Source organism: Novosphingobium album (ex Hu et al. 2023), assembly GCF_022832385.1.
In the GTDB taxonomy this organism is placed as follows: domain Bacteria; phylum Pseudomonadota; class Alphaproteobacteria; order Sphingomonadales; family Sphingomonadaceae; genus Novosphingobium; species Novosphingobium album.
This window is the reverse complement of the sequence record NZ_JALHLE010000009.1, coordinates 75,915-101,382: the sequence shown is the minus strand read 5'-3', so window position 1 is coordinate 101,382 and position 25,468 is coordinate 75,915. Positions and strand designations below refer to the sequence as shown.

The following is a 25,468-nucleotide window of genomic DNA, read 5'->3' as shown; positions in this document are numbered from 1 at the left end:
GCCGATCGCCGCATGATCCTGAGCATGGCGGCCTGTGCCAGCCTCGGCGTCGCGCTTATGCCGCGCCTCGCACTGGCGGCGGCGGACCGGGAAATGCTTCCGCAGGTGCGAAAGGTCGTCGAGCGCTGGGTGGGCCCGGGCAAGTTTCCCGGCATGGTGGCTTCGCTGGGGATTCCCGGCCGTGATCCCGAATACGTCGCGCGCGGCTCGGAAGGCTTCACCGACGGTGACGCGGTGACGCCCGATAGTCTGTTTCGCATCTATTCGATGACGAAGCCCGTCACCGGAATGGCGGCGATGCAGCTGGTCGCGCAAGGCAAGCTGGGGCTCGATCAGCCGCTTTACGATATCCTGCCGAAGTTCCGGACCATGATGGTGCAGGATACCTACGACGGTTCGGTGACCGAACTGCACCCGGCCCCCCGTCCGATTACGATCAGGTACCTGCTCACACACACTTCGGGCATCGGCTACACCATCATCCAGAAGGGCCCCATCAAGACGCTGATGGAGGACAAGGGCCTCATTGCCGGGCAGGTCAGCCGCATGGAGATTCCGGGGCTCTCGCGCGGTGCGCCTGTTCACGGCCTCGACCACTTCGCGGATCGGCTCGCCGAAGTGCCGCTGGTCAGCGATCCGGGTGCACGCTGGATCTATTCCATGGGGCTCGACCTCATGGGCCGGGTGATCGAGGTCGTCACCGGACGCAGCTTCGATGCCCACTTGCGCGAGACGATCTTCGAGCCGGCGGGAATGACCAGCACCTTCTTCCGGGTGCCTGCAGGCGATGCCGGGCGCCTCACCACCAACTACGGCGCGGTGGGCGATGTTCTGGTGCCGATCGACGGAAGCGAAAATTCGATATTCCTCGATCCGCCGCCGTTCCCCTTCGGCGGGGCAGGGCTGGTCAGTTCACCGCGCGACTACGACCGATTCCTGCGCATGCTGGCGCAGTTCGGCGAGATCGATGGCGTGCGCGTGCTTGACGAGCAGGCAGTGCGCATCGGGACCGGCGATCTGCTTCCTGCGGGCGTGACGATCCCCGCCATGTTTGGAGGAAATGCCGGCTTCGGCGCGGGCGGCCGCGTCGGCAAGGGGGCGGAAGCGGGCATCTACGGCTGGTCGGGGGCAGCAGGCACGGTCGGCATGGTCGACATGGTCCACGCCTTGCGATCGCAGATTTTCGTGCAATTCATGCCGCCCAACGCCAGTGGCCTGCTGCCCGAATTCCAGACCGCGCTAAAGGCCGATGTCATGGCCCTGCTGGAGAACAAGTGACGTGTTGACGACGATAGCCTTCGCCGGATCCCACATCGACCGTGCCGATCACATCCGCAACGATCCGGCGGCGCTCGACGCGCTCAAGACCTGGCAGGCGCGGCTGCTGCGGATGGACGGGCTCGATCCGGTGCTGACGCCAGACAACACGCTTGATTGGGGCAGTCTGGCGGATGCCGCGCCCGACAGCGAACTGGTGTTTCTGGGGTTGGATGGGCCGGGACCTGAGGTGCGTGGCTGCTTTGCCGAAGTGCGCACCTCATATCCATCGGGCAGTCCTCATGCGGGTCCGGCAAGCTGGAATGCCATGGCGGTCCTCGAAGCTGGGGAACTGGCCGCCTACGGCGGCGCCCGCTCTCTGGTTGGCTGGCACGCGCGCCATCGTTTCTGCGCTGTCTGTGGCAGCCGGACCGAACTGGCCAAAGGCGGCTGGCAGCGCACCTGCACGAATGCGGACTGCAAGGCCGAACACTTTCCGCGCGTCGATCCTGTCACGATCATGACCGTCGAGTGCGACGGCAAGCTCCTGCTCGGCCGCCAGCCCCGTTTTCCGGCGGGGCGCTATTCGGCGCTGGCCGGGTTCGTCGAGCCGGGCGAGACGATCGAGGAAGCCGTGGTGCGTGAGGTTTTCGAGGAAGCGGGCGTGTGCGCCCGCGACGTCGAATACGTGATCAGTCAGCCCTGGCCGTTCCCCTCCTCGCTGATGATCGGCTGCCACGCTTTCGCCGACGATCCCGCCATCGTGATGGACGAGACCGAGATGGAGGACGTGCGCTGGTTCACCCGCGATGAGGTGTTCGAGGCGCTGGAGGCCGTCGAGCAGGGCGAGCAGGGTCGCGCATTCGGCGCACCGCCACGGACCGCCGTGGCCCACGCTCTCATCCGCTCGTGGGTGGAGCGGGGCTGAGCGCCGTTCAGCGAAGCGCCATCGGTCCTCCTGCCGCATCCACCCCGGCGATGGTGCCACCGTCGACAAGGATGTCCGTTCCGCTGATGTAGCTTGCGGCGGGCGAGGCGAGGAAAGTGACGGCCGAGGCGATTTCCTCCGGACGGCCCGAGCGTCCGAGCGCCGACAGCTCGATCATCTTGCGCATTTCCGGACCCTGCTGCTGTTCCAGCTGTGCCATCGGCGTGTCGATGATCCCCGGCGAGAGCGAGACGATCCGCACACCTTCCTTCCCGAAGCGCGGCGCCATCGCTTTCGCGTAAAGCTGCACCGCGCGCTTGGAGAGCGAATAGGCGGCGCCGGAATTGCGCAGCATCAGGCTCGCCAGCAGCGAGCTCTTGCCCTTGAGCAGCTTGCGGATGGCCCGGTCGACGATCGGACGGCCGATCATCTGGCCGGAGTTGGAGGCGATCAGTACCGCCGCGCCACCCGGCGCCATGGCGGGCAACAGCCCTTCGGCAAGGCGCTGCGACGCGGTGAAGTTGATGGCAAAGATGCGCTTGCCGTTGGTCATCGAGGGCGAGACTCCCGCCGCGTGGACCAGCACGCCGATGCGGGCAGGCGCGGCGGCAGTCCGCAACCGTTCGGGATAGTCAGACGCCGAGATATCGCCGGCAACCGTCACGACAGGCACTTGCGTGCGCAGTTCGTCCGCCACGGCCTCCAGCGGTTCCGGGTTGAGATCGCTGATGACGAGCGCATGGCCCTGCGCGGCGAAAGCGCGGGCAATCGCAGCCCCCATGCCACCTGCTGCGCCGGTGACAACAGTGACAGTCTGCGGCGTGTCGGCCATGATTTTTCCCTCCCCGGTCTGGCTGGCCGTTTGTCTAGACCGGAGGCGCCGCCGGGGGGAGGGCGTGTTTTACGGGAGGCGGCAACATCGCCTGCCCGTTGCGGATCACACCAGACCGAGCTTCGCCAGTTCGCGAGCCAGCTTTGGCGGCATGACGTCACCGCTGCTCTCGCCGTCGCCAAGGTCGCGCGGGGCGTCTTCCTCCTTGAGGTAGCGCCAGCCCTGATGCGCTCGCTTGGGCTTGGTGACGACCGGGATCAGCTTGGGCGCGAGGTGGATGTGCCAGCGCCCGTCGTCGCGCTGGGTGAAGCGCAGGATGGGCGAACGGCCGATCAGCGCGTGCTCATAGATCCAGTACAGCGAGCCGCCGACCATCTCCTCGTGGCGCTTGGGCAGGTAGCGGGTGGTCATCAGCGCTTCTTCCGGATGGCTTTCCAGCCATGCGCGCAAGTCCGCCGGGCTCTCGGCGGAATAGGCGATCTTGGTCATGTGCAGCGGCATGGTAGCCAAGATAGGGCGGGAGCGTGTCTCAGGCGAGTCCGGTGAGAACCGCGAGACCCAGAAACGAGAAAAAGCCCATCACGTCGGTCGCCGTGGTCACGAAAACCGCCGAGGACACCGCCGGGTCGACCTTGAAGCGAGTCAGGGTCACCGGCACGAGGATACCCGCGAGACCGGCGACGAGGTTGTTCACCACCATGGCCGTGGCGATGACCGCGCCAAGATGCGGATTGCCGAACAACAGGCCGGTGCCGAGGCCGATCAGCGTGCCGAGCGCGGCGCCATTGGCCAGCGCGATGCGGAATTCGCGCAGGATCATCCGCCAGGTATTTGAATCGGTCAGCTGGTTGGTCGCGATGGCACGCACCACCACGGCCAGCGTCTGGGTGCCGGCATTGCCGCCCATGCCCGAGACGATCGGCATCAGCACCGCGAGCAGCGCGAATTTCGCAATCGCCCCCTGGAACAGGCCGACCACCGAAGAGGCAAGGATGGCGGTCGCGAGGTTCACCACCAGCCAGGTCAGGCGCGCGCGCACGGTCAGCAGGATCGGTTCGTTGATGTCGCCGTCGCCCGCACCCGAGAGCAGCAGGGTATCCTCGCCGGCCTCTTCCTGAATGATGTGGACGATGTCGTCGACAGTGATCTGGCCGATCAGGCGGCCGGAATCGTCGGTCACCGCGGCGGAGATCAGCGCGTATTTCTGGAAGCGCAGCGCGACTTCTTCCTGATCCATCCCCACCGGGATCAGGGTCTGGTCGCGCTTCATCACGTCGTAGAGCGGGATGTTGCGCGGGCAGCGCAGGATCCACGACAGCGCGCAAGTGCCGACCGGGTGGTGCAGCGCATCGACGCAGAACACTTCCCAAAACTCGGTAGGCAGTTCGCGGTGCTCGCGCAGGAAGTCGATCAGGTCGCCGACGGTCATTGTCTCGGGCACCGCAACGAATTCGCGGCTCATCAGACGGCCGGCGGATTCCTCGGGATAGGACAGTGCCGATTCGATGGCGGCGCGGTCTTCCGGCTCCATCTCGGCAAGGACGGCCTGCTGGTCTTCCTCGTCGAGGTCCTCCAGCATGGCGACGGCATCGTCGGTATCGAGCTGTTCGGCGATCTCGGCGACGACTTCGGCGGGCAGCGCCTCAACCAGCAGTTCGCGAACCCAGTCGTTGAGTTCGGCGATGACCTCGACGCCCATGAGGTCGCGGATCGAGCGGGCGAGCGTGAGGCGCTCATCGGCATCGACCAGCTCGAACAGGTCGGCGATGTCGGCAGGGTGAAGTGGCTCGACAAGGTCATAAACGCGGTCCGAATCCTCGTCGTCCAGCGCCTCTTTCACGCTGCGGACGAATTCCGGCTTCAGACGGTTTTCCTCGTCGAGGCTCTCGGTTTCCTGCGCCGCTTCGGCTTCGGCGGCGGCCTCTTCTTCAGACAGATTTTCCTTGAGGTCCGCGTCGCTCATCTTGGCCGGTCTAAGCGCCTATTTCGCAATTGCAACAGGTGGATTCCCGGGGGCATTCACCGCATCGAAAACGTGACATTGCCGCAAGCTGCCCTATATCGGGCGCCAAGCCACTCCGCGCCCGAACCCGGGTGCCGGCAACAGGAGAGTTAACAATGGCCGACGAATTTCTGACCCTCACCCTCGACACCGGCGAAGGCCAGGGCGACGTCAAGATCAAGTTGCGCCCTGATCTGGCCCCCGGCCACGTCGAGCGCATCAAGGAACTGGTGGGTGAAGGCTTCTACAACGGGGTGAAGTTCCACCGCGTGATCCCCGGCTTCATGGCGCAGGGCGGCTGCCCGCACGGCACTGGCACCGGCGGTTCGGATAAGCCCGACCTGCAGGCCGAATTCAACGCCGAGCCGCACGTGCGCGGCGTGTGCTCGATGGCGCGCACCAGCTATCCGCACTCGGCCAACAGCCAGTTCTTCATCTGCTTCGATGACGCCACGTTCCTCGACAAGCAGTACACCGTCTGGGGCCAGGTGGTCGAAGGCATGGAACTGGTCGATGCGCTGCCCAAGGGCGAGCCGCCGCGGGCGCCCGGTACGATCGTCAAGGCGACCGTTTCGGAAGGCTGAGCGATCATTGCGTTCCCAAATTGTTAAAGGGGCGGTTCGCAAGGATCGCCCTTTTTGCCTTTCGAGGGAGGCCGAACATGCAAGGGTGATCGGCGAATGGCCGTCAAAGATCCTTAATTTCAGGTAACTAGGTCCCATCAGAATCCCTTACCTCGTGCGTGTCTAGATGAACGGGCTTCGTCATGAGAGTCGGGGGACCTTGCATGAAAGTTCGGCCATTCCTGTCCCGCCTGTGGTCCGGTGCCGATGGCAACGTATTGGCGCTGACCGCCTTCGGCCTTACCACCCTGATAGGTGGTGCCGCCCTCGCAACCGATACTGCCCAATGGTTTCTCTGGAAACGCCAGCTGCAGCAGGCGGTCGATGCCGGTGCCCGGGCGGCCGTTCTCAGCGAGCAGCTGGGATTCGACTACAACGCCGCCGCCACCAAGGAAGTTGGCCGCAACCGGGTTTCGACCTCGGGAGTCACGATCGAGCTGATCTCGAACCCGCCGACATCGGGCGCCTACATGTCGGATTCGAATGCCGTCGAGGTCCGGGCGATCACCAGCCAGATGCTGCCGTTTTCAAGCATGTTCCTCAATGTGGCGCCGACCGTGCGGGCCAGGGCCGTCGCTACCGTCGCTTCCGACGGTGAATATTGCGTTATCGCACTTTCACCGACCGGGGTCGGCATCAATACCCAGGGTTCGGCGCAAGTAAACCTGGGCTGCGGCGCGGCGGCAAACTCCAACGTGGCGACAGCCGTCGACCTTGACGGCAGCAGCTGGCTCAATACGCCCAATATTCATGCCGTCGGCGGCATCGACGCCAGCAGCGCGAGCATTCCCGCCAACGCAGCGCTACAGCCCTACGGCCTGCCGATTGTCGATCCGATCGCCGCACGCAACCTGACCGTGCCCACGACCCCGACTGCGTGCACCGCGAACAACCTCAACGTCGCGCCCAGTACGACGGTCACGCTCTATCCGGGCCGCTATTGCAACGGGCTGACGCTGCAGGGCAACGTCACGCTTTCGCCTGGCGTCTACCTGATGGACAAGGGAACCTTCAGCGTAACCAGCCAGGCACATGTCATCGGCGAAGGAGTCACCATCATCCTGACCGGTGACGATCCTAAGAACGTCGCCACCGTCAAGCTGGTGGGCGGCGCGGACCTTGACTTGCGCGCGCCCACCGCCTCGGAGGACCCGACCTGGAAGAACATTCTCTTCTTCCAGGATCCGATCGGTTCGACGAGTGAAAGCAATATGGCGGGCGGCAGCACCCTCCAGTTGGACGGCATTGTCTACATGCCGGGCGGGGACCTCACTTTCACCGGGAATTCGGGCCAGCATGCGGATTGCTTGCTGATGGTGGCCAACCAGATATCATTTGCCGGCACGACCTCGCTCGATAACAAGTGCGGCTCCGACTACAGTGATCTCGACATGTCCGCCCGCGTCGTCCGGGTGGTGGAGTGATGGCCATGCGTGTTCGGCAGTTGTCCCAAATTGTTCAGGCCGCCCTTGCAGACGGCAAGGGTGCGGCAGTCATCGAACTCGCCATCGTGCTGCCCGTGCTCCTGTTTCTGGTGGCCGGGATTATCGACGTTTCCCGGTACATATGCGCCAAGATCGACGTGGAACAGGCCGCACAGCGGACGACGGCCTTTGCCCTCGCTAAGCGACCTACCGGTTCCAGCGCCGCATATCTGGTGCCGGAAGCGGTTGCTGCCGCGGGCGTACCGTCGAACAACGTCACGGCGCAGCTTTTCCTCGAATGCGATGGCGTGCGGCAGTCCAAGTACGCCACCCCGTGCAATGTCGGGCAGTCGACGGCCCGCTTCGTCAGCGTCTCGATCAAGCGTCAGGTCCAGTTGCTGTTCAACTGGACGGCGCTAGGCAGAATGCTGAGCGCGCCAGCGATGGCATCGACCATAACGGTGACCGGCAGCAGCCTGATGAGGATCCAATGACTCCCAGAAATCTGCTCGCCGACGCGCGCGGGGCTGCAGCTATCGAGGCGGCATTCGCCTTGCCGGTCATCATCGTCGTGATGATCGGCCTGTTGCAGTTTTCGCTCGTCCTCCAGGCGTCGGGCGTCGTCCGCAATGCGGCGGGAGAGGGCGTCCGCTATGCCAAGGTCCACCCTGACGCGACCGAAGCCGAGGTTCTCGACAAAGTGCGAGCAGCCCTGGTTGGCGTCAAGAGCGGCGGGATCGTCTCGCTCGCCCTGCAGCGGGGGACAGCGACCAATGGCGCCAAGTACAGCCAGGTTACCGTAAAGTACCAGTTGGACCCGCTCATACCGCTAGGCTCTGACGTCGGGGCAATCATGCTGAACGAGTCGATGTCCTCGTACCAGCCCACCTGATGCGTCGACCCTGGCCGGCAGAGCAGCGATCACGTCGCGCCGCCGGGACGATTGGAAGGCTTATAGTCCAGCCTGCAGCAGCCATTCGTGGAAGATGCGCACGGGGCGCGTTTCCAGTGCCTTGGGCTTGCAGATGAACCAGTAGCGGTAGGGGCTTTCGATATCGATATCGAACAGCCGGGCCAGGCGGTTGTCGTGCGCGCGGCGGAAGTGGTCGTCGTGCATGATCGCGATGCCGAGGCCCTGCGCGGCCGCTTCGAGCACGAGCTGGCCGGAATCGAACTTGTCTATGGCCGCCGGTTCGAGATTCGGCATGCCGATGGCCTTCTTCCAGGCATCAAGGCTCTCGGGCAGGTCCTGGTGGATCAGGAACGTCTGCTTCGAGAGAGCTTTTTCATCCGGCACTGGCCCGATCTCGGCAGCCATGTCCGGCGACACGATGCCGTAGACCTTGTTGTGGTCCAGCTGGATGCGGTAAAATGCGGGGTCGGGCTCCTTGGAAAGGATTATGGCAGCGTCCAGCGTGTCGCCCACGCGGTCTTCTGAATGGGCCGCAGTGTCGATGTCGATGTGCAGGCGCGGGTGCAGTTTGCGCAGCTCGGGCAGGCGCGGGAACAGCCGCTGGCCACCAAACAGCGATGGCACGCCCAGATGCAGGCGGAGCACCTGACCACGGTCGATCTGCGCCTCCACCGCTTCTGCCAGTTCCTCCAGCTTTGGGCCGATGGCGTTGTAGAAGGCCTGACCCTCGTCGGTCAGTTTCATGGACTGGTGCTGGCGCGTGAACAGCCGCTTGCCGGTAAAGTCTTCCAGCGCGGCGACACGGCGCGAGAGCGCTGAAGGCGAGAGAGCCAGTTCATTGGCGGCGGCTTTGGCCGAACCGAGACGGACAACACGCACGAAGGCTTCGAGCGCGCGCAGGGGGGGAAGTCGGCGTACAGGCAATGTCAGTCTTTTCGTCGCGGTTGCTGGATATGCAATCTGCGGTGCAGATCATGCAACCATATGTGAGCTAATCCGCGGCGTTTTCCAAGTCCTGCTGTGGCGGATGGAGCCGCAAACGGGTTACATGTCGTTCATTCCCGTCGATAACCTCGATTTTCCAGCCGCTGTCATGCGTGAGTATCGTCCCGACTTCCGGCACTTTCTCCGCCAGCACGAAAGTCAGGCCGCCCAATGTGTCGACCGATTCCTCGACTTCGGCGAGGCGCGGGTCGATCCGTTCGGCCACATCATCCAGTTCGGCGCGGGCGTCGGCTTCCCACACGCCGTCTTCGAGCGATACCAGCAGGTCCTCGGGCGCATCGTCGTGCTCGTCCTCGATCTCACCGACGATTTCCTCGACGAGATCTTCGATGGTGATGATGCCGTCGGTGCCGGTATATTCGTCGATCACGACGGCCAGATGCGTGCGCTGCGCGCGCATGTCGGCCAGCACGTCGAGCGCACCGCGGGACTGCGGCACGTAGAGGGGTTGACGCAGCAGCGAACCCCAGTCGTCCGGACGGGTGCCCCGTGCGAGGTGTGAGAACACGTCCTTGATGTGGAGCATGCCCTTCACCTCGTCGAGCGAATCGCCATAGACGGGCATGCGCGAATGGCCGTGCTCGGCGAAGGCCTCGACCACCTCTTCCCATGATGCGGAAGCGGGCAGGGCGATGATCTCGCCGCGCGGGATGGCGACGTCGTCGGCATCGTGCTCGCTGAAATGCAGCAGGTTGCGGAGCATCTGGCGTTCCAGCGGCGAAAGGTCGCCGTTTGCGGGGCCGTCGCCGTCCGCCTCGCCTTCATGCTCGTTGATGACTTCCTCGATCTGCGCGCGCAGCGACTGATCGCCTTCGGGATGGAACAGCCTTTTGAAAACACGCAAAAGCGTGCTGCTACTGTCCCCGTCTCCCGAGCCGGACTCGGTGTGGCGGCCATTGTCGGCCATCGTGCTTGGTTATCCCCTGAAGCCTAAGATCGGTCCCCATATGGGTCGGCAATGCCCAGAATCGCAAGAGCCTTTGTTTCGAGCGCCTCCATCGCCTCGGCATCGGCGTCGGAAATCTCGTGATCGTGGCCAGCCAGATGGAGCAGGCCGTGAATGATGAGGTGGATGGCGTGATGTTCGACGGAGACATCCTTTTCCGCTGCCTCGCGCGCGCAGGTCTCGAAGGCGAGGGCAATGTCGCCGAGCATTTCGGGCGGGCCATCCGGTGCGAGGTCAAGCAAGTCATCGCGTTCCATCATGGGAAAGGAAAGCACGTTCGTCGGCTTGTCCTTGGCCCGCCATTCGCGGTTGAGCGTGTGAACTTCGCCATCCGAGGTGAACAGCACGCTGGCGATCAGGCGCTCGTTGCCGAGTTCAGGCGCCACCTGCTGCAGCGCCTCGAGCGCGCCCTCGGCAAGGTCGGCCCAGTCGGTTCCGGCGGGCCAGGGCGCTTCGATGTCGATTTCGAGGATCATTGCAGGCATTCTATCCGTTCGCGCCGAGCGAAGTCGAGCCACTCTGGCGGCCAGGTTCCGATTTCTCGTCCAATGCCAAGCCGTCAGTCGGGTTGCAGCGCTTCCGCGATTTCAGTGGCCCATTTGTCGACGAGCATTTCGATTTCGTTCGGGTTGAGAACCCACGTCCGGGTCTTCTGACCGGGGCGGAAAGCCGGGCGGGTCAACAGGATGCGCGCCTGTGCTTTGGCGAAGGGCTTGAACAGCGAGAAGTGCGTGACGCAGTCGAAGATCGTACCGATGATCGGTGTCTTGCCGTCCAGATCGATCAGCGTTGCGGGCTGATCCCAGGGAATGTTCATCATAAGACGCGCCTATCTTGCCATGACTTGGATTCAAAGCATGAAAGAGCAAGACGTCGATTGCCCGCCCGGAAACCGCCGGTTCCCGGACCATTCAGGCGGGGCTACTCCGCCTTGCCCTCGTAAGCCTCAACGATCCGCCCGACGATCGGGTGGCGTACCACGTCGGCGGCGGTGAAGCGGGTAACGGCGATGTCGTCCACGCCCTCCAGCCGCTGCACCGCGTCGGCAAGGCCGCTCATGCGGTCGCCGCCGGGGATGTCGACCTGCCGCGGGTCGCCGCAGATCACCATGCGGCTGTTCTGGCCGAAGCGGGTGAGGAACATCTTCATCTGCTCGCGCGTGGTGTTCTGCGCTTCGTCGAGGATGACGAAGGCATCGGCCAGCGTGCGGCCGCGCATGAAGGCGATCGGGGCGATCTCGATTTCGCCCGACGCAAGGCGCCGCTCCACTTGTTCGGGCGGCATGCAGTCGTACAGCGCGTCGTAGAGCGGGCGCAGGTAGGGATCGACCTTGTCCTTCATGTCGCCGGGCAGGAAGCCCAGCTTTTCGCCCGCTTCCACGGCAGGGCGCGAGAGGATCAGGCGCTGGACCGAGCCGGTCATCAGCTGGCTCACGGCTTGCGCCACCGCGAGGTATGTCTTGCCGGTGCCCGCCGGGCCGAGCGCGAAGATCACGTCGGCCTTCGATAGCGCGCGCATGTATTCGATCTGCGTCGCCGAGCGCGGGACGATGGTCTTCTTGCGCGTGCGGATCATGATCGGCGGTGCGCCTGCATCGCCGGAAATGATGCCTTCAAGGGTCGGTTCGGTCGACATGGCGATCAATGATTCTATCGCGCCTGAATCGAGATCCTGCCCCATTTCAAGCCGGTGATACATGCCTTTCAGCGTATCGCGGGTGCGGGCGACCGCGTCTTCGGGCCCTTCCACCTGAATCTTGTTGCCGCGCGCGGAAATATAAACGCCGAGCCGGTTTTCCACTTGCACGAGATTGGAATCGAACTGGCCGAACAAGGCCCCCAGCAGTGTCGGTTCATCAAACTCGACATCGATACGCGCCCGGCGATGGGTCTCGGGGCGGAACTGCGCCGTATTATCGGCACGGGCTGCTTTTCGGGCCATGTGCTCCTTTCGAACGAAGGAATTGTTCCTGATTCGAAAGATAGGACGGCAATCGTCCTGTGCAAGACATGTTGCAGCGCAGCGCAGTGGATAACTGCTCAGGCCGTCACGGTTTCCAGCAGTCTTGCCGAAATCGAGTTAGGCCCTGCTTCGAGCAGTTCCACGCGCACCAGATCGCCAGCTTGCACCTCGCCGGTAAAGTGGACCGACTGCAGCCAGGGCGATTTACCGAGCCACTGTCCGGGATGCTTGCCCTTGCGTTCGACCAGCACGTCGCAGGTCTTGCCCACGCTGGCCGTGTTGAAGGCGAGCTGATCGCGGTTGAGCGCGGCCTGCAGGCGCTGCAGGCGCTCGTCCATCACCGATGCCGCGATCTGGTCTTCCATGGTCGCGGCGGGGGTGCCGGGGCGCGGCGAGTACTTGAAGCTGAAGCACTGGGCATAACCGACGGCATCGACCAGCTTGAGCGTGTCCTCGAATTCGGCATCGGTCTCGCCGGGGAAGCCGACGATGAAATCGCCCGAAAGCGCGATGTCGGGCCGCATGGTGCGGACCTGCTCGAGAATGCGCAGGTAGCTGTCGACCGTGTGGCTGCGATTCATTGCCTTGAGCACGCGGTCGTTGCCCGCCTGCACCGGAAGGTGGAGGAAGGGCATCAGTTTGGCGATTTCGCCGTGCGCGGCGATCAGCCCGTCGGTCATATCGTTGGGGTGGCTGGTGGTATAGCGGATGCGCGCCAGTTCCGGGATGCCCGCCAGTTCGCGGATCAGCCCGTCGAGGCCGATCGTCTGGCCCTTGGCATTCTCGCCAGTCCACGCATTGACGTTCTGGCCCAGCAAGGTGATCTCGCGCGCGCCGCTCTCGACCAGCCGCTTCGCCTCATCGATCAGGTCGCCGTGCGGGCGCGAGACTTCCGCGCCACGCGTATAGGGCACCACGCAATAAGTGCAGAACTTGTCGCAGCCTTCCTGCACGGTGAGGAACGCGGTCGGGCCCGAACGGCGGCGCCTGGGCAGCGCGCCGAACTTGGTCTCGGCGGGCATGTCGGTATCGGTCACGCGTTTGCCCGCGCTGGCTTCGCGCAGCATTTCGGGCAGGCGATGATAGGCCTGCGGCCCGACGACCATCTTCACCGACGGAGCGCGGGCCATGATCTCCTCGCCTTCGGCCTGCGCGACGCACCCGGCGACGGCGATCAGCGGCGAAGAGCCGTCCTCGCGGCGCAGGCGCCCAATGTCGGAATAGACCTTCTCGGCGGCCTTTTCGCGAATGTGGCAGGTGTTGAGCACGACAAGATCGGCATCCTCGCCTTCGGGGGCGGGACTGATGCCCTGTTCGGCCAGCAACTCGGCCATGCGATCGCCGTCATAGACGTTCATCTGGCAGCCGAAGCTCTTGACCCGGTAGGTCTTGGGAATCTGGGTAACAGGCATCGCGCGCCCGTACACGCGTTTACGCGGATTTTGAAGGGGTGTGCACGGGAGCTGGTCTGCCCGGCGGCAGCCGCCGGAGATGGCCCGGCGGCATACTCGCATTCGCGGCCTTGCGATACCGGGAATGTCCCCCATCAGCACAGGCGTTTTTTCCGAGTTGCCGCTTTGCGTGCAAAGGCGCATCTTTCGGCAGGAAAGCACCTTCAGAGTGCAACCAACCGGGTCGCATTTGCGTTGTTGTAAAACGACAGGCGTAATGGAGGAGGCGGCACAATGGCTAGTCAATGCACTGCTTTTCGCGATTCCAAGGGCGGACTGCACGCCAGTCTCGAGAAAGCCACGCTTGAGGATCTTGCCGGAGTTCTCGGACGCGTAGGAGAAGAGGGAGGCATGACCGCCGGGGTCGCCAAGCTCATCTTCGACAGGCGTTGCGAAATCGAACGCATCTTTGCCGAGCACGACAGTCTGATCGGAATCAAGCCGGGCAGCGCTACGGTGGAGCGGCTGCACGTGATCTAACGCGTTGCGGGGTGATCACGGCTGACCTGTAATTACCGGCCGGGATGATTCCCGGGAGTGGATGGTGCGATCCGCATCGCACTGCGGTTCGGCGGCAATTCTGTTTCGTTTGCGGCTCGCGCATGGGCCTGAACGAGTGGCTTCGCATCACCCAAGAGTGGTCTGATGCCGGAATCCCGAGTGCGGCAAACGCACTCAGGAAAGCCCCAAAAAATTTTCGCCTCGACTGAGGATATCGGCTGGTGGCAGCGTCGTCTTCCGTGCCCGCGCGTTCGCGTCGCGGACACACACAAAAAGGTCGCTGCTGAGCAAGGGGTGATGGCGGAAAATCGCCGGGCCCCGCCCGTTGATTGTGTCGAGGCAAGAGGGGCCACCATGGACCGGCCATTTTCAAGCGGCATGCCGCCAATCCAGCATGGGACGAAGCCGGGATCCGGCATCCGGCCGTTCGCTCCCCTGGCGATGCCCTTTGCGCTGGGACTGGTGCTGCTGGTTGTTCCCGCACGCCGTGCTGCTGCGGTACCTGCCTTTGCCGAGCAGACCGGAATGGCATGTGAGGCCTGCCATGTTGGGGGTTTCGGGCCGCAGCTCACGCCGTTAGGGCGTGAATTCAAGCTGAGCGGCTACACAATGCGGGCGAAGGCGTTCAACGTGCCGCTTTCGGCCATGGCGGTTGCGTCCCTTACGCATGTCAGGAAGGATCAGGTTCCACCGCCGGATGGTCTGGACCGGAACGACAACCTCGCATTCGATCAGGGCAGCCTCTTCGTGGCCGGGGGCGTGGGCAAGCATCTGGGCAGCTTCGCGCAAATCACCTACGATGGCGTTGCAGAGGCGTGGGCCTGGGACAACCTTGACGTCAGGGCGGTGACTCGCGGAAAACTGTTCGGTACCGACGCGGTTTACGGTCTTACGCTCAATAATTCGCCCACGGTGCAGGACGTCTGGAATACCACGCCCGCCTGGGGCTTCCCGTACACGGACACTGCCGTTTCGGGCACGCCCGATGCGGCTCCGCTGATCGACGATGCACTGGCGCAGAACACCCTGGGGCTCAGCGCCTATGCCTGGGTTGGGCAGAAATATTATGCCGAGGCAGGGGCCTACACCAGCCCTGCGGCCGGAACACTCAACTGGCTGGGGGCGGACCCGGGCGATCCCGGCGACATCCGTGGTCTTGCGCCCTATGGCCGGTTTGCCTGGCAAGGGCAGGCCGCGGGCGGAACGCTGCAGGCCGGCGCGTTCGCTCTCAAGGCTGCGATCAGTCCCGGGCGGGACCGCAGCACCAGCCTGCGCGACCACTATACGGATCTGGGTCTCGATACGTCCTGGCAAAAGGTGCTGTCGTCCGGCGATACGATCTCGGTGCAGGCGCGCTACGTTCATGAAACGAGCAATCTGCAAGCCAGTTGCGCTCTGGCGCTGGTCGGCGATGGCTTGGCGCCCGATTGCGCGCACGATCACCTGAACGAATGGCGTGGTGACGTCAGCTATGCCTGGCACAATGGCATCGATGCGACGCTGGGGGCATTTGCCACTGCCGGCACCCGGAACGGCGATCTCTATGGCGGCAACGGGAAGCCGGACAGCAACGGATTGATGGCCGAGCTCGACTATAGTCCTTGGGGTAACGGAAACTCGCCGCTGGGTTCGCGCTTCAATATGCGCGTGGGCCTGCAGTGCACGGTGTACGGAAGGTTCGACGGCGCGCGGCACAATTACGATGGTGCCGGGGCCAATGCCTCGGACAACGATGCGGTCCGGCTTTACACATGGCTTGCCTTCTGATCGTCCCGGACCGGTTCGGCGGGGAGGCAATCCGCTTTCCTACAGGTACACAGTCGCGTTACTTTCGTGGGCATGGCGATCACATCGAGCCGATGCCTCCGAACCCCGTGCAAGGCTACACATCCGCCGCAAGGTGACACTTTGTCCTCTGGACCGTGTCACGCGTGTCAACCGATGTGTCACCTTGTGACGATCATGCCGCCTGTTCCCCTTTTCGGGTACTTCGGCTATCCGCGCGCCCATGAATGAGAACCAGACCCTTTACGCCGCCTTCGCAGGCCACCTTTCCGCCGCGCTCGATGCGCTGGAAGCAGCAGGTACGCTGCCGGGCGGTCTGAAGCGAAGCGCGGTCACGGTCGAGCCGCCGCGCGATCCCTCGCATGGCGATCTGGCGACCAATGCAGCGATGGTGCTGGCCAAGCCGGCGGGCATGAAGCCGCGTGATCTGGCCGAGGCGCTGGTCGCTGAACTGTCGAAGCTGGACGAAGTGACGTCCGCCGAGATCGCTGGCCCGGGCTTCATCAACATGCGCCTGGCGCCTGCTGCCTGGCTGGCCGAACTTGGCGCGATTGCCGCGTTGGGCGCCGATTATGGCCGCTCCACCATGGGCGGCGGCAAGACCGTGAACGTCGAATATGTCTCGGCAAACCCCACCGGGCCGATGCACATGGGCCACTGCCGCGGCGCGGTCGTTGGCGATGCGCTGGCGACGCTGCTCGAATTTGCCGGGCACAAGGTGGTCAAGGAATACTACGTCAACGACGCTGGCGCGCAGGTGCAGGTGCTCGCCCGCTCGGTGCACATCCGTTACCGCGAGGCGCTGGGCGAGGCCGTGGGGGAGATCCCGGAGGGGCTCTATCCGGGCGACTATCTGGTCCCGGTCGGCAAGGCGCTGGCCGGTGAATTCGGCGACACATACGCCAAGGCACCCGAATCGGAATGGCTCGTGCTGTTCCGGGAAAAGGCCGTTGCTGCGATGATGGACATGATCCGCGCCGACCTTGCGCGACTGGGCATCGAGCACGAGGTGTTCTCGTCCGAAGCCGAACTGCAGGCTTCGGGCAAGCCGGCCGAGGCGGAGGCATGGCTGCGTTCCAAGGGGCTCGTCTATGACGGCGTGCTCGAAGCGCCCAAGGGCAAGATGCCCGAGGACTGGGAGCCGGTGGAACTGCCGCTGTTCAAGTCCACCCAGTTCGGAGACGATCAGGACCGTCCGATCAAGAAGAGTGACGGCAGCTGGACTTATTTCGGCGCCGACCTCGCCTATCACTACCAGAAGGCGCAGGAAGCCGACGCGCTCGTCGACATCTGGGGCGCGGATCATGCTGGCACCGTCAAGCGTATCAAGGCTGCTGTCGCCGCCATGACCGGCGCAGATGGCGAGCCGACCCCGTTCGAGGTGAAGCTGGTGCAGATGGTCCAGCTGCTCAAGGGCGGCCAGCCGTTCAAGATGAGCAAGCGCGCGGGCACTTTCGTGACGCTGGCCGATGTCGTCGAGATGGTGGGCAAGGACGTGGTGCGTTTCACCATGCTCACCCGCAAGCCCGACGCGCAGATGGACTTCGATTTCGACAAGGTGGTCGAGGCTTCGAAGGACAATCCGGTGTTCTACGTACAGTATGCCCATGCCCGCGTCTGCTCGACGCTGCGCAAGGCTGCCGCTGAAGGGTTCGTACCGTCGGCAGAGCATCTGGAGCTGCTCGGCGAAGAGGAACTGGAGCTGGTGAAGCTCGGCGCGCAGTTCCCGCGTATCGTCGAAGCTGCCGCTGCAGCGCGTGAGCCGCACCGCATCGCCTTCTTCCTCCATGACCTCGCCGCGGCCTTCCACGGGTACTGGAATCTGGGCAATGATCGCGTCGAGAAGCGGTTTATTAACCATGCTGACGCTATTCAGACCGGCGCGCGGCTTTTCCTTGCCGTGCAAATCGGGCAGCTTGTCCGCAACGGGCTGGCGCTGCTCGGGGTCGAGGCTGTGGAGGAAATGTAATTATGGCGATCTCGGACACGGGTCGGGAAGACCTCAACGGTGATCCCAATTTCAGCGGACAGAACGGTTCGACCGAACCGCAGTTTGGTACGCCCCAATATGATCCGCCTCCGTTCAGCCCGCCCCCGTTTGATCCGCCGCAATATGATCCGCCGCAATATGATCAGCAGCAATATGATCAGCAGCAATATGATCCGCAGCAGAATGATCAGCAGCAGTTCGGGTCTCCCCAGTATGATCCGGCTCCGTTCGAACCGGCGCCCGTGAGTTATGAGCCGGCCACCTTTGAAGCTCCGGCTTCCGAGACATCCGTTGAGCCGTTGCCGTTTGATTCGTCCACTGAGTCCGGCACTGAGTCCGACACCGGGTTCGAGCAGCCGCCGCAACTGGAGCTCGGGGACGATAGCGTTACCCTGCCCTGGCTGGAAGGCGACGATGAAGAGTTCGAGGATAATGGCGGGCCGGGGATCGGCCAGGGGCTGATGCTCGTCGTGCTCGGGCTTGTAGCTATCGGCGTGATCGTTGGCGGCCTGTTCTGGGTCATGCGCGACAAGCCGGACCAGCCGCTTGTGGCTGATGGAGGCGTGATTGCCGCGCCCAAGGAGCCGTACAAGACCAAGCCGGAAAATCCGGGCGGTGAAGTTGTGGCCGGAACCGGCGATACCAGCTTCGCGGTTGCCGAAGGGCAGGCCCGGCCTCCGCAGATCGAGGACAAGCCCGAAGCGGCGAAGCCGGGATTCGAAACCGTCGGCAAGCCGGATAGCCGGCCTGAAGCCAAGCCATCGGAAGCCGCCGCGCCGTCCGGCGGGGTCGGCGTGCAGGTAGGGGCCTATTCGACGCGGAAATCGGCTGAGGCCGGCTGGAATGCGCTCAAGTCGCAGTACCCGGCGCTGGGCGATGTGTCTCACCGCATTCTGCAGGGCCAGGCGGACATCGGCACGGTTTATCGCCTGCAGGCGGTGCCGGGTAATCTCGCCGCAGCCAAGGCGCTGTGCAGTGGCATGAAGGACGCCGGGCTGAGCTGCCAGGTCAAGAACTGAAGGGCAGGGGGCTGACTGCCCCCGCAGTCCCCCGGGTTTTGCACATGCCTCACGCGGCCGTTCCTTGCGGACTTCGCGGATTTCTGCGACCAAATCGCAATGGTACCCGCGATTTTCGGCCTTTCCGGCCTGACGCTGACTGACGATGAACGGGCGTTCTTCCGCGACGCCGATCCGGCCGGATACATCGTGTTTGGCCGCAATGTCGAAAGCCGCGACCAGCTTCGGGCTTTGACCGATGATCTCAAGGCCATTCACGGGCGTGATCACCTCTACATCTGCATCGATCAGGAAGGTGGGCGCGTTGCGCGGATGAAACCGCCGGTCTGGCCGGCCTATCCCGCCGGTGAGGCGTTCGACCGGCTTTACGGGATCGCGCCTGCCTCCGCGATCGAGGCCGTGCGGGCCAATGCCGAGGCGTTGGGGTTGGATCTTGCCGAAGTGGGGATCACTGCGGACTGCTATCCCTCGCTCGACCTGCGCCAGCCCGGTGCGCACGACGTGATTGGTGACCGGGCCTTCGGTTTCGAGCCAATGCGCGTGGCCGCGCTGGGCCGCGCGGCGCTGGCGGGATTGGCGCGGGCGGGTGTGGTGGGCTGCATCAAGCATATGCCGGGGCATGGCCGGGCCATGGCTGACAGCCACAAGGAACTGCCCACAGTAACAGCGAGCGCAGAGGAACTGGAACTCGACCTCCAGCCATTTCGCGCACTGGCCGATGCTCCCGTGGGGATGACCGCGCACGTGCGCTACACAGCCTGGGACGATGAGCTGCCGGGGACTCTGTCGCCCTTCGTGGTCGGCGAAGTGATCCGCAAGCGCATCGGCTTTTCCGGCCTCTTGCTGACCGACGATCTCGACATGGAAGCGCTTGCGGGCTCGGTACCCGAACGGGCGGCCCGGGCGCTCGCGGCGGGTTGCGACATCGCGCTGAACTGCTGGGCCAAGATGGATGACATGGTCGGCATCGCCAGTGCCTTGCCGGATATGAGCGAGGAGACCGGGCAGCGGCTGCAGCGGGCGCTTACGGCGACAGGCGTTGGCGGTGAGGCGGGCGACCGGGCCGAACTTGTAGCGCGGCGCGATGCCCTTCTGGCGCAAGGCGTGGCTTGAGCGATGGACCTGACCGGCGACATTCCTGGACCGCCGGAGGCCGCTGAGGCTGAATGGGACGGCGCTGCGGCGGGCGAGGACCGCAACGAAGCGCTCTATCTGGAAATCGACGGCTGGGAAGGCCCGCTCGACCTGCTGCTCGATCTGGCCCGGCGGCAGAAGGTGGACTTGCGCAGGATCTCGATCCTCGAGCTTGTCGACCAGTACCTGACCTATATCGATCAGGCCGAGGCGCTGCGGCTGGAGCTGGCGGCGGACTATCTGGTGATGGCGGCGTGGCTGGCCTACCTCAAGTCCGCGCTGCTCCTGCCCAGGGAAGAACAGGAGGACCCGAGCCCGGAGGAACTGGCGCTGCGCCTGCAACTGCGCCTCCAGCGTCTCGGCGCTATGCGCGAGGCGGCGGCACGCCTGATGGGACGCGACCGCTTGGGGCGCGATGTCTTCGTGCGCGGGGCGCCGGAAGGGCTGCGGGTCGACCGCAAGCACTTGTGGCAATGCGAATGGTTCGACCTGATCCGGGCCTATGGCGACGTGAAGGTTCGCAGCGAGCCGGTGGTCCACATGGTGCGCGAACGTATGGTGATGACGCTCGACAGCGCGATCCAGCGCGTCTCCTCGATGCTGGGCGTGGCGCTGGACTGGATGGACCTGCGGGACTTCCTGCCGCCCGCGCATGACAGCTGGGCCAATCCGCAACTGCGCAAGTCGGCGCTTGCGTCCAGCTTCGTCGCCGCGCTGGAGCTGGCACGCACCGGCAAGGCGCAACTGGCGCAGGAAGAGACGTTCGGGCCGCTGCGGCTGAAGGCAGTGAAGCGGTGACGCCGGAGGATGCGGCCAGCCCCGATGATCTGGTGCGCGCCGTGGAGGCCACGCTGTTTGCGTCCGAGCAGCCCATGTCTGTCGAGCAGATCGCCGCTCATCTGGGGCAGGCGGATGTGCGCCCGGCGCTGGCTGAGTTGCAACGGCATTACGAGCGGCGGGGCATTCGCCTCGTCGAGCGCGGCAAGCGCTGGCACTTCGAAACGGCGCCCGATCTCGCCCACCTGTTGCGCCGCGAGAAGGAAGAGCCGCGGCGCCTGTCGCGCGCGGCGACCGAGGTTCTGGCAATCGTCGCCTATCACGAACCCGTCAGCCGCGCCGAGATCGAGGCGATTCGCGGCGTGCAGACGGCCAAGGGCACGCTTGACGTACTGATGGAGGCGGGCTGGGTTCGGGTGGCCGGTCGGCGCGAAGTGCCCGGCCGTCCCGTTATCTATGCGACGACGCCGGACTTCCTGGCGCACTTTGGCCTCAAGTCTCTGAAGGAGTTGCCGGGCATCGATGAATTGCGTGCCGCCGGATTGCTCGATCCGGTAGACGACGAGATGATCGAGACCGCGCTCAATCCCGGAAGTCCGGCAGGCGAACACGGGCATGACAGCGGGGTGACAGGTCCGGGTCTTTACGATGACAGACTGGCAAGTTCGGGGGAAAGCTCCTAGATGAGCCGGGTGGCGCCCTGAATCGGTTCGTATCGGCGCAACCAACTTGGAGTAGGGAATATGGGTAGCTTCTCGATCTGGCACTGGCTGATCGTTCTGGTGATCGTGCTCGTGCTGTTCGGACGCGGCCGCGTTTCGGAAATCATGGGTGACTTCGGCAAGGGCATCAAGAGCTTCAAGGACGGCATGAACGAGGAGGAGAAGAAAGCCTCCACCAAGACTTCCACGCCGCCCGCGCAGATCACAGCGCAGCAGGGCGATGCCAGCCCGAGCACGACCGAAACCAAGAACGAGCAGGCCTGACCTGACTCGAAAGCGGATAAGGTCGCACACCGGCGATGTTTGACATCGGCGCATCCGAACTCCTGATGGTCGTCATCGTGGCGGTCGTCGTCATCGGTCCGAAGGACATGCCGATGGCCATGCGCACGGCTGGCCGCTGGATCGGCAAGATGCGCAAGGTTTCAGGCCATTTTCGCGCGGGTGTCGATGCCATGGTGCGCGAGGCCGAGCTGGAGGAAATGGAGAAGAAGTGGCGCGAGCAGAACGAGGCGATCATGAAGTCCGCCCCGCAGCTCCCCACGGCCGAGGAGATGCAGGCACCTGCTGCGCCGGTGGAGACGCCCGCATCGACGGACACGTCTTCGCCGGAAACGGACGCTGGCGGCGCCGATACCGGTTCCCCCGATGACACGCGGCAGGCAGAACTCAATCTGCCGCCTCCTCCGGCCTGATCGGTTCCCGCATGGCTTTCGGCATTTCCGACATCGATGAAACCCAGGCGCCGCTGATCGAGCACCTGGTCGAGTTGCGCGCGCGGCTGCTGCGTGCCTTTCTGGCATTCGCCGTGGCCTTCGGCGTGTGCTTCTATTTCTCGGGCGACATTTTCAGTTTTCTCGTCCGCCCGCTGACCGAGGCCTTCCCGGCAGGGCAGGGCAAGCTGATCTACACCAAGCTTTACGAAGCCTTCTTCGTCGAAGTGAAAGTGGCGTTGTTCGCCGCCTTCTTCGTCAGCTTTCCCGTGATTGCCAACCAGATCTGGGCCTTCGTGGCACCGGGCCTCTACGCGAAGGAAAAGAAGGCGTTCCTGCCGTTCCTGATCGCGACCCCTGTGCTCTTCACGATGGGCGCGGCGCTGGCCTACTATGTGGTGATGCCCACCGCGTTCCACTTCTTTCTGGGTTTTCAGGGAGACAAGGGCGGGCTCAAGCTGGAGGCGCTGCCGGGGACGGGCGACTATCTGGCGCTGGTGATGCAGTTCATTCTGGCTTTCGGGATCAGCTTCCTGCTGCCGGTGCTGCTGATGCTGCTCAACCGCGCCGGGATCGTTACGCGGACGCAGGTAGCGGGCGCGCGGCGCTATGCCATCGTTGGGATCTTCATCATCGCGGCTGTCGCGACGCCACCGGACGTGATTTCGCAACTGCTGCTGGCCATACCGCTGATCGCACTGTTCGAAGGCACGCTGATCGTCATGTGGTTCACGGAAAAGCGTGACGCCAAAGCGAAGGCGGCCGAGGAAAATGCCGCCGCCGAGGTCGTTGCGGAGTAAGGCGAAAGCGCCTTATGGCGCTTCGCCCGGCTTTTCTGCTGTCATGTTCTCGTCCTGTGCTGCCGCCCAGGCGCGCTGGCCGCCGATCCAGGTTTCAAGTACCCTCGTCTTGCGGATCTGTTCGGGCGTTGCCAGCATCGGGTCGGTATCCACGAACAGGAAGTCCGCGTCATAGCCTTTGGCGATGCGGCCCAGTTTGTCTTCCGCGAACATCGCGTAGGCCGCTCCCGTGGTATAGGCATTGATCGCGGCTTCGCGGCTCAGGATTTCCTGCGGTTGCCAGCCGGCAAATGGCTGGCCGTCGGAACCCTGCCGGGTGATGGCGACGGCGATGCCTTCGAAGGGAAGGGCGGGTTCCACCGGCGTGTCAGAACCGAAAGCCAGTGTAGCCCCCGCTGCCGCCAGCGATTTCCACGCATAGGCGCCGGTCAGCCGGTCCGGTCCCAGCCGCGCTTCGGCCATCACCCGATCGGAGGCTTCGTGCTGGGGCTGCATCGAAGCAATGATCCCGTGCGTGCCGAAGCGCGCGAAGTCGTCCGGATCGACGATCTGCGCATGTTCGATGCGCCAGCGCCGGTCGCCGGTGTAGGTTTCGGACAGTTCGTCGATGGCGTTCAGCACAGTGGCATTGGCCTCATCGCCGATGGCGTGGACGGCCACCTGGAAATTGTCGATCGCAGCGCGACTCATCAGGTTGCCAAGCTGAGTCTGGTTCATTTGCGGCAGGCCAGTGGTCCCGGCACTGTCGGCATAGGGCTGCTTGAGCCAGGCTCCGCGCGATCCGAGTGCGCCGTCGAGGAACAGCTTGAGGCCGTTCATCTTGAGCCGGTCGTGATAGAGCCACGGGGTCGGGCGGGGGCCGCCAATCAGCCGCATGTTCTCGATGCCTGCCGCATAGGAGACGATGCGCACGCGCAAATGGCCGAGGTCGGCGGAACGGCGGAAGGCCTGCCAGTCCTCGATCGAGGTGCCCATATCGGCTATCGACGTCACGCCCTGTGCCAGAAATGCCAGCTGGGCTTCGCCCAGTGCAGTGTCCCGGTCTTCCGGGCGAGGCCGGGGCACGGCGTTCGCGACAAGTTCGGTAGCGGCATCGACGAAGACGCCAGCGGGCTTCCGGCTGCCAGCCACGCGCAGGATCTCTCCGCCTGCAGGGTCGGCTGTCGTGGCCGTGATCGCGGCCGCTTTTAGAGCCGCCGAATTGGCCCAGCCGGCATGGCCGTCGACTCGCGTAAGCCAGGCGGGCTTGCCGCCGGTCACGCCGTCGAGTTCGGCAGCAGTAGGCATCCGGCCGAGGCCCCACAGCATCTGGTTCCAGCCGCTGCCGAGAATCCAGGGTGCGTCCGGATGGGCTGCGGTCCACGCGGCGATACGTGATAGGGCCTCATCAAGCGATTTCGTCGCCGAGAGGTCCAGCGTCATCTTCGCGAAGCCCGTGGCCATGACGTGGCCATGCGCGTCGATCATGCCGGGCATCACCACGCGGCCCTGGCCGTCGAGCCTGTAATCGACCCGCTGGGGGCGCTTCTCGCCGCTGTGATAGACTTCCGCGATGTGCCCGTCAGCACCGATCAGGAAGCCATCGAAGTGCTCGATGCCACCTTTCCCGTCGGGCGTCAGACCATCGACATTGTCGATCAGGGTTCCGGCGACGGCGGGCTCGGTCGGCGGGGTCTTCTTCTTCGCCATGGCCGGGGTCGCCGAGAGCGACCAGGCGAGAACGGCAGTCAGTGCTGCCCGGGATGCAAACGTCACTTCTTGCCCTTCTTCGGCAGCCGCTTGATGATCGCGCTGGTGTCGAGGCGGCCGCCGCCCGTGGCCTGGATTTCGGCGAAGAACTGGTCGATCAGCGCCGCAACCGGCAGCGAGACGCCAAGGCCGCGGCCTTCATCGAGGCTGAGGCCGAGGTCCTTGCGCATCCAGTCGATTGCGAAGCCGAAGTCGAAGCGGTCTTCGTCCATCGACTTCCAGCGGTTGTCCATTTGCCAGGATTGCGCGGCGCCGCCCGAGATCGCCTCGTAGACCTTGTCCATGTCGAGGTGCGAGGCCTGCGCGAAGCGCACGGCTTCCGCGAGCGCGGCCACGTTGCCGGCGATGCATATCTGGTTGGCCATCTTGGCGATCTGGCCCGAACCGGCCTTGCCGACATGGACGATCCGCTGCGAATAGGCTTCCATCACCGGGCGCGCTGCTTCGATCGCATCGCCGCGTCCGCCGCACATCAATGTGAGCGTGCCGTTTTCGGCGCCGATCTGCGAGCCGGTCATGGGTGCATCGACGCAGTGGACCTGCAGGTCGCGCGCTTCGACCGAGATCTGGCGGGCGATGCGTGCGGAAACGGTGGTGTGGTCGATGAATACCCCGCCCTTCTTGAGCATCCGGAAAACGCCGTTGGGGCCGAGCACGACATCGGCAAGGTCATCGTCGTTGCCGACGCAGGTGATGACGACGTCAGCATCCTGCGCCGCGTGGGCGGGATTGGCGGCAATGCGGTGGGCGAGGCCGGGATTTTCGTCGGCCCATTTCTGTGCGCGTTCGGGTGTTCGATTGTAGATTGTCAGTTCGTGGCCTGCTTTCGCGATGTGCCGCGCGATCGCGCCGCCCATCACGCCCAGGCCGATGAAGGAAACCTTGCGGGTGTCGCTCTTGCTCTGACTCATGAGGCGACTTCTAGACGGTTTTGC

27 protein-coding genes are annotated in these 25,468 nt (G+C 64.2%); 16 read left to right on the top strand and 11 right to left on the bottom strand.

Annotated elements, in window-relative coordinates; all coding sequences use genetic code 11:
• Positions 1-12: 12 nt before the first annotated feature.
• Together MTR64_RS08035 and nudC are read left to right on the top strand one after the other, a co-directional pair.
• Positions 13-1,278 (top strand): serine hydrolase domain-containing protein, encoded by a 1,266-nt coding sequence (locus MTR64_RS08035; protein ID WP_268740819.1) that lies wholly within the window; start codon positions 13-15, stop codon positions 1,276-1,278.
• Complete coding sequence (gene nudC, locus MTR64_RS08030; protein ID WP_243992609.1) at positions 1,250-2,185, top strand: NAD(+) diphosphatase; 936 nt, start codon at positions 1,250-1,252, stop codon at positions 2,183-2,185. The genes MTR64_RS08035 and nudC overlap by 29 nt, the downstream gene beginning before the upstream one ends.
• Positions 2,186-2,192: 7 nt before the next feature.
• On the opposite strand, the gene MTR64_RS08025 is transcribed toward nudC, so the two are convergent.
• The 3 genes from MTR64_RS08025 to mgtE all read right to left on the bottom strand — a co-directional run bounded on the left by MTR64_RS08025 (position 2,193) and on the right by mgtE (position 4,980).
• Complete coding sequence (locus MTR64_RS08025; protein ID WP_243992607.1) at positions 2,193-3,017, bottom strand: SDR family oxidoreductase; 825 nt, start codon at positions 3,015-3,017, stop codon at positions 2,193-2,195.
• A 105-nt stretch (positions 3,018-3,122) separates the two neighbouring features.
• Positions 3,123-3,518: a DUF1489 family protein gene (locus MTR64_RS08020; protein WP_243992605.1), complete on the bottom strand. Its 396-nt coding sequence runs from the start codon at positions 3,516-3,518 to the stop codon at positions 3,123-3,125.
• Between the two features lie 28 nt (positions 3,519-3,546).
• Complete coding sequence (gene mgtE / locus MTR64_RS08015) at positions 3,547-4,980, bottom strand: magnesium transporter (protein ID WP_243992603.1); 1,434 nt, start codon at positions 4,978-4,980, stop codon at positions 3,547-3,549.
• A gap of 155 nt (positions 4,981-5,135) precedes the next feature.
• On the opposite strand from mgtE, the gene MTR64_RS08010 reads away from it, so the two are divergent.
• The 4 genes from MTR64_RS08010 (at position 5,136) to MTR64_RS07995 (ending at position 7,958) form a co-directional block, all read left to right on the top strand.
• Complete coding sequence (locus tag MTR64_RS08010; RefSeq protein WP_243992601.1) at positions 5,136-5,603, top strand: peptidylprolyl isomerase; 468 nt, start codon at positions 5,136-5,138, stop codon at positions 5,601-5,603.
• A 257-nt stretch (positions 5,604-5,860) separates the two neighbouring features.
• On the top strand, positions 5,861-7,066 hold the full coding sequence (locus MTR64_RS08005; RefSeq protein WP_243992599.1) for a pilus assembly protein TadG-related protein: 1,206 nt from the start codon (positions 5,861-5,863) through the stop codon (positions 7,064-7,066).
• Between the two features lie 20 nt (positions 7,067-7,086).
• A complete protein-coding gene (locus MTR64_RS08000) occupies positions 7,087-7,560 on the top strand; it encodes a TadE/TadG family type IV pilus assembly protein (RefSeq protein WP_243992597.1) in 474 nt (157 codons plus the stop codon).
• Complete coding sequence (locus tag MTR64_RS07995) at positions 7,557-7,958, top strand: TadE/TadG family type IV pilus assembly protein (protein WP_243992595.1); 402 nt, start codon at positions 7,557-7,559, stop codon at positions 7,956-7,958. Before MTR64_RS08000 ends, MTR64_RS07995 begins: the two co-directional genes overlap by 4 nt.
• A 60-nt stretch (positions 7,959-8,018) precedes the next feature.
• On the opposite strand, the gene MTR64_RS07990 is transcribed toward MTR64_RS07995, so the two are convergent.
• The 6 genes from MTR64_RS07990 to miaB all read right to left on the bottom strand — a co-directional run bounded on the left by MTR64_RS07990 (position 8,019) and on the right by miaB (position 13,304).
• Complete coding sequence (locus MTR64_RS07990; protein ID WP_243992593.1) at positions 8,019-8,903, bottom strand: LysR substrate-binding domain-containing protein; 885 nt, start codon at positions 8,901-8,903, stop codon at positions 8,019-8,021.
• A 67-nt stretch (positions 8,904-8,970) separates the two neighbouring features.
• A complete protein-coding gene (locus tag MTR64_RS07985) occupies positions 8,971-9,891 on the bottom strand; it encodes a hemolysin family protein (protein ID WP_243992591.1) in 921 nt (306 codons plus the stop codon).
• A 23-nt stretch (positions 9,892-9,914) separates the two neighbouring features.
• Entirely contained in the window at positions 9,915-10,406 is a 492-nt protein-coding gene (gene ybeY / locus MTR64_RS07980; protein ID WP_243992804.1) for an rRNA maturation RNase YbeY, read from the bottom strand.
• A gap of 83 nt (positions 10,407-10,489) precedes the next feature.
• Positions 10,490-10,750 (bottom strand): hypothetical protein, encoded by a 261-nt coding sequence (locus tag MTR64_RS07975; RefSeq protein ID WP_243992589.1) that lies wholly within the window; start codon positions 10,748-10,750, stop codon positions 10,490-10,492.
• 101 nt (positions 10,751-10,851) lie between these two features.
• Positions 10,852-11,871 carry a PhoH family protein gene (locus MTR64_RS07970; protein ID WP_243992587.1) on the bottom strand — a complete coding sequence of 340 codons (1,020 nt, stop codon included), beginning with the start codon at positions 11,869-11,871 and terminating at the stop codon, positions 10,852-10,854.
• 98 nt (positions 11,872-11,969) lie between these two features.
• Entirely contained in the window at positions 11,970-13,304 is a 1,335-nt protein-coding gene (miaB, locus tag MTR64_RS07965; RefSeq protein WP_243992584.1) for a tRNA (N6-isopentenyl adenosine(37)-C2)-methylthiotransferase MiaB, read from the bottom strand.
• Positions 13,305-13,577: 273 nt separating this feature from the next.
• Between miaB and MTR64_RS07960 the strand changes: the two genes are divergently transcribed.
• The 10 genes from MTR64_RS07960 (at position 13,578) to tatC (ending at position 22,784) form a co-directional block, all read left to right on the top strand.
• Positions 13,578-13,823 (top strand): hypothetical protein, encoded by a 246-nt coding sequence (locus tag MTR64_RS07960; protein ID WP_243992582.1) that lies wholly within the window; start codon positions 13,578-13,580, stop codon positions 13,821-13,823.
• 375 nt (positions 13,824-14,198) lie between these two features.
• Positions 14,199-15,611, top strand: a complete 1,413-nt coding sequence (locus tag MTR64_RS07955; RefSeq protein WP_243992580.1) for a hypothetical protein — start codon at positions 14,199-14,201, stop codon at positions 15,609-15,611.
• Positions 15,612-15,852: 241 nt separating this feature from the next.
• Positions 15,853-17,598, top strand: a complete 1,746-nt coding sequence (argS, locus tag MTR64_RS07950; protein ID WP_243992578.1) for an arginine--tRNA ligase — start codon at positions 15,853-15,855, stop codon at positions 17,596-17,598.
• Between the two features lie 2 nt (positions 17,599-17,600).
• Positions 17,601-18,638: an SPOR domain-containing protein gene (locus MTR64_RS07945; protein ID WP_243992576.1), complete on the top strand. Its 1,038-nt coding sequence runs from the start codon at positions 17,601-17,603 to the stop codon at positions 18,636-18,638.
• A gap of 99 nt (positions 18,639-18,737) precedes the next feature.
• Positions 18,738-19,751, top strand: a complete 1,014-nt coding sequence (gene nagZ, locus MTR64_RS07940) for a beta-N-acetylhexosaminidase (protein ID WP_243992574.1) — start codon at positions 18,738-18,740, stop codon at positions 19,749-19,751.
• A 3-nt stretch (positions 19,752-19,754) separates the two neighbouring features.
• Positions 19,755-20,570: a segregation and condensation protein A gene (locus tag MTR64_RS07935; RefSeq protein WP_243992572.1), complete on the top strand. Its 816-nt coding sequence runs from the start codon at positions 19,755-19,757 to the stop codon at positions 20,568-20,570.
• Positions 20,571-20,644: 74 nt separating this feature from the next.
• The gene (scpB, locus tag MTR64_RS07930) at positions 20,645-21,232 is read left to right on the top strand and encodes an SMC-Scp complex subunit ScpB (RefSeq protein ID WP_243992801.1); all 588 of its coding nucleotides are present in this window, start codon (positions 20,645-20,647) and stop codon (positions 21,230-21,232) included.
• Positions 21,233-21,292: 60 nt separating this feature from the next.
• The gene (locus tag MTR64_RS07925) at positions 21,293-21,535 is read left to right on the top strand and encodes a twin-arginine translocase TatA/TatE family subunit (protein WP_243992570.1); all 243 of its coding nucleotides are present in this window, start codon (positions 21,293-21,295) and stop codon (positions 21,533-21,535) included.
• Between the two features lie 35 nt (positions 21,536-21,570).
• Entirely contained in the window at positions 21,571-21,966 is a 396-nt protein-coding gene (gene tatB, locus MTR64_RS07920) for a Sec-independent protein translocase protein TatB (protein WP_243992568.1), read from the top strand.
• Positions 21,967-21,977: 11 nt separating this feature from the next.
• On the top strand, positions 21,978-22,784 hold the full coding sequence (gene tatC / locus MTR64_RS07915) for a twin-arginine translocase subunit TatC (protein ID WP_243992566.1): 807 nt from the start codon (positions 21,978-21,980) through the stop codon (positions 22,782-22,784).
• A gap of 12 nt (positions 22,785-22,796) precedes the next feature.
• Here the strand turns inward: tatC and MTR64_RS07910 are convergent, their stop codons facing one another.
• The gene (locus tag MTR64_RS07910) at positions 22,797-24,473 is read right to left on the bottom strand and encodes an amidohydrolase (protein ID WP_243992799.1); all 1,677 of its coding nucleotides are present in this window, start codon (positions 24,471-24,473) and stop codon (positions 22,797-22,799) included.
• A gap of 62 nt (positions 24,474-24,535) precedes the next feature.
• Positions 24,536-25,444 (bottom strand): NAD(P)-dependent oxidoreductase, encoded by a 909-nt coding sequence (locus MTR64_RS07905; RefSeq protein ID WP_243992564.1) that lies wholly within the window; start codon positions 25,442-25,444, stop codon positions 24,536-24,538.
• Positions 25,445-25,468: the final 24 nt, after the last annotated feature.

Bases quoted from the DNA above. Each gene is read 5' to 3' on its own strand.
- MTR64_RS08035 (WP_268740819.1), top strand. From the start codon at position 13: ATGATCCTGAGCATGGCGGCCTGTGCCAGCCTCGGCGTCGCGCTTATG.
- nudC (WP_243992609.1), top strand. From the start codon at position 1,250: ATGTCATGGCCCTGCTGGAGAACAAGTGACGTGTTGACGACGATAGCC.
- MTR64_RS08025 (WP_243992607.1), bottom strand. From the start codon at position 3,017: ATGGCCGACACGCCGCAGACTGTCACTGTTGTCACCGGCGCAGCAGGT.
- MTR64_RS08020 (WP_243992605.1), bottom strand. From the start codon at position 3,518: ATGCCGCTGCACATGACCAAGATCGCCTATTCCGCCGAGAGCCCGGCG.
- mgtE (WP_243992603.1), bottom strand. From the start codon at position 4,980: ATGAGCGACGCGGACCTCAAGGAAAATCTGTCTGAAGAAGAGGCCGCC.
- MTR64_RS08010 (WP_243992601.1), top strand. From the start codon at position 5,136: ATGGCCGACGAATTTCTGACCCTCACCCTCGACACCGGCGAAGGCCAG.
- MTR64_RS07995 (WP_243992595.1), top strand. From the start codon at position 7,557: ATGACTCCCAGAAATCTGCTCGCCGACGCGCGCGGGGCTGCAGCTATC.
- MTR64_RS07985 (WP_243992591.1), bottom strand. From the start codon at position 9,891: ATGGCCGACAATGGCCGCCACACCGAGTCCGGCTCGGGAGACGGGGAC.
- ybeY (WP_243992804.1), bottom strand. From the start codon at position 10,406: ATGATCCTCGAAATCGACATCGAAGCGCCCTGGCCCGCCGGAACCGAC.
- MTR64_RS07975 (WP_243992589.1), bottom strand. From the start codon at position 10,750: ATGATGAACATTCCCTGGGATCAGCCCGCAACGCTGATCGATCTGGAC.
- MTR64_RS07970 (WP_243992587.1), bottom strand. From the start codon at position 11,871: ATGGCCCGAAAAGCAGCCCGTGCCGATAATACGGCGCAGTTCCGCCCC.
- miaB (WP_243992584.1), bottom strand. From the start codon at position 13,304: ATGCCTGTTACCCAGATTCCCAAGACCTACCGGGTCAAGAGCTTCGGC.
- MTR64_RS07960 (WP_243992582.1), top strand. From the start codon at position 13,578: ATGGCTAGTCAATGCACTGCTTTTCGCGATTCCAAGGGCGGACTGCAC.
- MTR64_RS07955 (WP_243992580.1), top strand. From the start codon at position 14,199: ATGGACCGGCCATTTTCAAGCGGCATGCCGCCAATCCAGCATGGGACG.
- argS (WP_243992578.1), top strand. From the start codon at position 15,853: ATGAATGAGAACCAGACCCTTTACGCCGCCTTCGCAGGCCACCTTTCC.
- MTR64_RS07945 (WP_243992576.1), top strand. From the start codon at position 17,601: ATGGCGATCTCGGACACGGGTCGGGAAGACCTCAACGGTGATCCCAAT.
- nagZ (WP_243992574.1), top strand. From the start codon at position 18,738: ATGGTACCCGCGATTTTCGGCCTTTCCGGCCTGACGCTGACTGACGAT.
- MTR64_RS07935 (WP_243992572.1), top strand. From the start codon at position 19,755: ATGGACCTGACCGGCGACATTCCTGGACCGCCGGAGGCCGCTGAGGCT.
- scpB (WP_243992801.1), top strand. From the start codon at position 20,645: ATGTCTGTCGAGCAGATCGCCGCTCATCTGGGGCAGGCGGATGTGCGC.
- MTR64_RS07925 (WP_243992570.1), top strand. From the start codon at position 21,293: ATGGGTAGCTTCTCGATCTGGCACTGGCTGATCGTTCTGGTGATCGTG.
- tatB (WP_243992568.1), top strand. From the start codon at position 21,571: ATGTTTGACATCGGCGCATCCGAACTCCTGATGGTCGTCATCGTGGCG.
- tatC (WP_243992566.1), top strand. From the start codon at position 21,978: ATGGCTTTCGGCATTTCCGACATCGATGAAACCCAGGCGCCGCTGATC.
- MTR64_RS07910 (WP_243992799.1), bottom strand. From the start codon at position 24,473: ATGGCGAAGAAGAAGACCCCGCCGACCGAGCCCGCCGTCGCCGGAACC.
- MTR64_RS07905 (WP_243992564.1), bottom strand. From the start codon at position 25,444: ATGAGTCAGAGCAAGAGCGACACCCGCAAGGTTTCCTTCATCGGCCTG.